The following is a 3,690-nucleotide window of genomic DNA, read 5'->3' as shown; positions in this document are numbered from 1 at the left end:
GCGAGGCCCGGGCCACGGCGATCGCCCAGCGCGAGCGGCTGCTCCGCGAGGGCCGCGCCGCCGAGGCGGTCACGCTCGCGGTGCGGATCGTGCTGGAGCGCCTGGAGGCCTCGATCACGGCCGCGGCCGAGGCCCGCGCGGGCATCGAGGAGGCGCGCAAGGGGCGTGAGGCGCAGCTGCTCGACCAGCGGGCCGCCGTACGCCGTCTGGGGGGTGAGCTGGAGGAGCTGGTGACCAGCGTCCACCGCGACGAGCTCGCGCGGAGCCAGCAGCGGATGCGGATCGAGCAGCTCGAGGAGAAGGCGCTCTCCGAGCTCGGCCTGGACCCCGACAGCCTCGTCGCGGAGTACGGCCCGACCCAGCTCGTCCCGGTCGCGCCGACCGAGGAGGACCCGTCGCCGGAGCCGGTGCCCTACGTCCGCGAGGAGCAGGCGAAGCGGCTGCGCACCGCCGAGCGGTCGCTGGCGATGCTCGGCCGGGTCAACCCGCTGGCGCTGGAGGAGTTCAGTGCCATGGAGGAGCGGCACCAGTTCCTCACCGAGCAGCTCGAGGACCTCAAGACCACCCGCCGCGACCTGCTCGACATCGTCAAGGAGGTCGACGCCCGCGTCGAGCAGGTGCTCACCGAGGCCTACGCCGATGTCGAGCGCGCCTTCGACCACGTCTTCCCGCGGCTCTTCCCCGGCGGCGAGGGCCGGCTCGTGCTCACCGATCCCGACAACATGCTGGAGACCGGGATCGAGGTCGAGGCCCGGCCCGCGGGCAAGAAGGTCAAGCGGCTCTCGCTGCTCTCGGGCGGTGAGCGGTCCCTGGTGGCCGTCGCCTTCCTGGTGTCGCTCTTCAAGGCCCGCCCCTCGCCCTTCTACATCCTCGACGAGGTCGAGGCGGCGCTCGACGACACCAACCTCGGCCGCCTGCTGGAGATCTACGAGGAGCTCCGCGAGAACTCCCAGCTCCTCGTCATCACGCACCAGAAGCGCACGATGGAGGTCGGCGACGCGCTCTACGGCGTCACGATGCGCGGCGACGGCGTCTCCACCGTGATCAGCCAGCGCCTCCGCGACGCCGGCTGACGGTGGCGCTGCGCGCCCGCTGGTCCCGCGGCGGTTCGCCCGTCGAGGGGCGCCCCTGATTGGATGAGCGGCATGACGTTGGCGCTCATCCTGATCATCGCGGTCGTCGCGATCGTCCTCGTCGGCGGTGTCGCCGGCCTCGTGGTCGGGCGCAGCCGCAAGCCCCGGATCCCGTACGACGCCGGCGGCACGATCGCCCCGGCGCCGCCCGGGGAGGCAGGTCCCGAGGACGTCGCCGAGCCCGGTGCGGCACCCACCGCGACGGCTCTCCTCGAGCGTCCCGAGTCGACCCAGTCCCGGCTCGTCCGGCTGCGTCAGCGTCTCGCGGGCTCGAACACCGCGCTGGGTCGCGGGCTGCTCGGGCTGCTGTCCAGCGACAAGCTCGACACCGACACGTGGGAGGAGATCGAGGACCTCCTCATCACCGCCGACGTCGGCGTCGCCCCGACGCAGGAGCTCGTCGAGGCGCTCCGCACCCGGCTCCGGGTCGAGGGCACCAGGCCTGACGAGGCCCGGGCCGTGCTCCGCGAGGAGCTCATCCGCATGGTCGGCCCCGAGCTCGACCGCCGGCTCCAGATCAGCGGCGAGGAGGGCGCGCCCGGCGTCGTACTCGTCGTGGGGGTCAACGGCGCCGGCAAGACCACCACCGTCGGCAAGATCGCCCGCATCCTCGTCGCCGAGGACAGGTCGGTGCTGCTGGGCGCCGCCGACACGTTCCGCGCCGCCGCCGCCGACCAGCTCCAGACCTGGGGCGAGCGGGTCGGCGTCGGTGTCGTCCGGGGCCCCGAGGGCGGCGACCCCGCCTCGGTCGCCTTCGAGGCGGTCAAGCAGGGCGCCGGCGACGGCGTGGACACCGTCATCGTCGACACGGCCGGCCGGCTGCAGAACAAGCAGGGCCTCATGGACGAGCTCGGCAAGGTGAAGCGCGTCATCGAGAAGCAGGCTCCGGTCACCGAGGTGCTCCTCGTGCTCGACGCCACCACCGGCCAGAACGGCCTGATCCAGGCCCGCGTCTTCTCCGAGGCCGTGGCGGTCACGGGCATCGTCCTGACCAAGCTCGACGGCTCGGCGAAGGGTGGCATCGTGATCCAGGTCCAGCGCGAGCTCGGCGTCCCGGTGAAGCTCGTCGGCCTCGGCGAGGGCCCGGACGACCTGGCCCCCTTCAGTCCCGAGGCCTTCGTCGACGCCCTCCTCGGCTGAGCCCGACGGCTCCTCGCGGCCGCGCGCGTCAGCTCAGCCGAGGACCGAGGCGCGAGGTCAGCTGCCTGTGAGCCGTACGGCGGCGTCGAGCAGCTCGGCGGCGCGGGCGTCGAAGGAGTGCTCGGCCCGCACCTGCTCGGCCAGCTCCCGCCGCTCTTCTGCCGACGGGAAGGCGGCGACGGGATCGTCCAGCAGCCGCGCCATGTCCGCGTCGTCGCGGAAGACCTGCACCTGATCGCCGAACACCTCGCGCAGCCCGGCCACGTCGTCGCTGACGATCCGGGCGCCCGAGGCCGCGGCGTCGAAGAGGCGGTTGGAGAGGAAGCCGTCGCGACGCATGTCCTCCCAGTGGTCGTTGAGCACCACGCCGGCCGAGGCGTAGAGCCGGCCGAGCTCGGCGTTCTCCACGCGCCGTGACCGCACCGCGTCCGGACCGAGGAACTGGTCCCACTGCTCGCCGTGGATGTCCACCGGGGCCCCGACCGCGAGCGCCGAGCGGACCGAGGTGCGGAAGTGGTTGCGGGAGTTCCCGACGAAGAGCACCGGCGCCGCGTACGCCGGATCGAGCCGTGACGGCGAGAAGAGGGCCGGATCGGTGGCCTGGAGGAGAGGATCGATCCGCACCCCCCACTCCCGGGTCCGCTCCCGCGCCCACGACAGGCTGGCGGCGAAGACGTGGTCGAACGGCGCCACCTCGTCGCGCGTGACCAGGTCGGGGTGGCTGATGATCCACTGCATCGTCACCTGGCCCGGCCGCGGGTCGACCCGGTCGAGCCCGCGGATCACGAGCACCACGTCGTCCAGGTCGCGCGACCCGCGGTGGCGCAGGTTGCGGTTGTCCACCGCCACGATCTGCCCGCGCCGCTCGAGCGCCTCGGCGAGCGAGCGGGCGAAGTGCACGTCGCCCCATTTCAGCCCGCGCTCGCCGGGAGGCGAGGCGAGGTCGATCGTCCAGCGCAGCACCGGCGCCCCGTCGGCCGTCGTCGAGCGTGCCGGCACCACGACCGGCGACGGCACCCACAGCCGCCGCTCGCTCGGCTTGAGCGCGTCGGCGAGCACCGCCTGGGGCTGCACCTCCTCGTGGCGGTATCCCACGACGTCGAACCCGAATCCCGCGTACGCCGTCGCCGTCGCGTCCGGGCGAGGGGAGTGCCTCTGCTCCAGCATCCGCACCGACCCGACGTAGGCCACCCGCCGCTCGGGCTGGCCCTTGAGCGTGGTGATGCGCGCGCCCGGCACCAGCACCGTCCCGCCACGGCCGGCGTCGGCGAGTCGCAGGCCGAGGTCGGTCTCGGTGAGCGTCTCGCCCAGGAGCGGGTCGACGCCGCGCACGGCGACGAGGTCGTCGGTGCGGGTCATTACGAGCGGGCCGAGCGGCGCGGGCACCGGCACGACGGCGTCGCCCGCGTCGCGCAGG

At 73.6% G+C, this 3,690-nt stretch carries 3 protein-coding genes; 2 read left to right on the top strand and 1 reads right to left on the bottom strand.

Annotated elements, in window-relative coordinates:
* Both QM572_RS02745 and ftsY read left to right on the top strand, forming a co-directional pair.
* Positions 1-1,073: AAA family ATPase (locus QM572_RS02745; protein WP_415089775.1), on the top strand; the 1,073-nt coding region annotated here is incomplete at its 5' end.
* 72 nt (positions 1,074-1,145) lie between these two features.
* A complete protein-coding gene (gene ftsY, locus QM572_RS02740; protein WP_415089773.1) occupies positions 1,146-2,273 on the top strand; it encodes a signal recognition particle-docking protein FtsY in 1,128 nt (375 codons plus the stop codon).
* 57 nt (positions 2,274-2,330) lie between these two features.
* On the opposite strand, the gene QM572_RS02735 is transcribed toward ftsY, so the two are convergent.
* Positions 2,331-3,690, bottom strand: a 1,360-nt coding sequence (locus QM572_RS02735; RefSeq protein ID WP_415089771.1) for a CgeB family protein, incomplete at its 5' end; no start/stop codon positions are given.

It is taken from the genome of Nocardioides sp. (assembly GCF_047607365.1).
Lineage (GTDB): Bacteria > Actinomycetota > Actinomycetes > Propionibacteriales > Nocardioidaceae > Nocardioides.
The sequence above is the reverse complement of the archived record's forward strand: the minus strand, read 5'-3'. Positions and strand labels throughout refer to the sequence as shown.

Bases quoted from the DNA above. Each gene is read 5' to 3' on its own strand.
- ftsY (WP_415089773.1), top strand. From the start codon at position 1,146: ATGACGTTGGCGCTCATCCTGATCATCGCGGTCGTCGCGATCGTCCTC.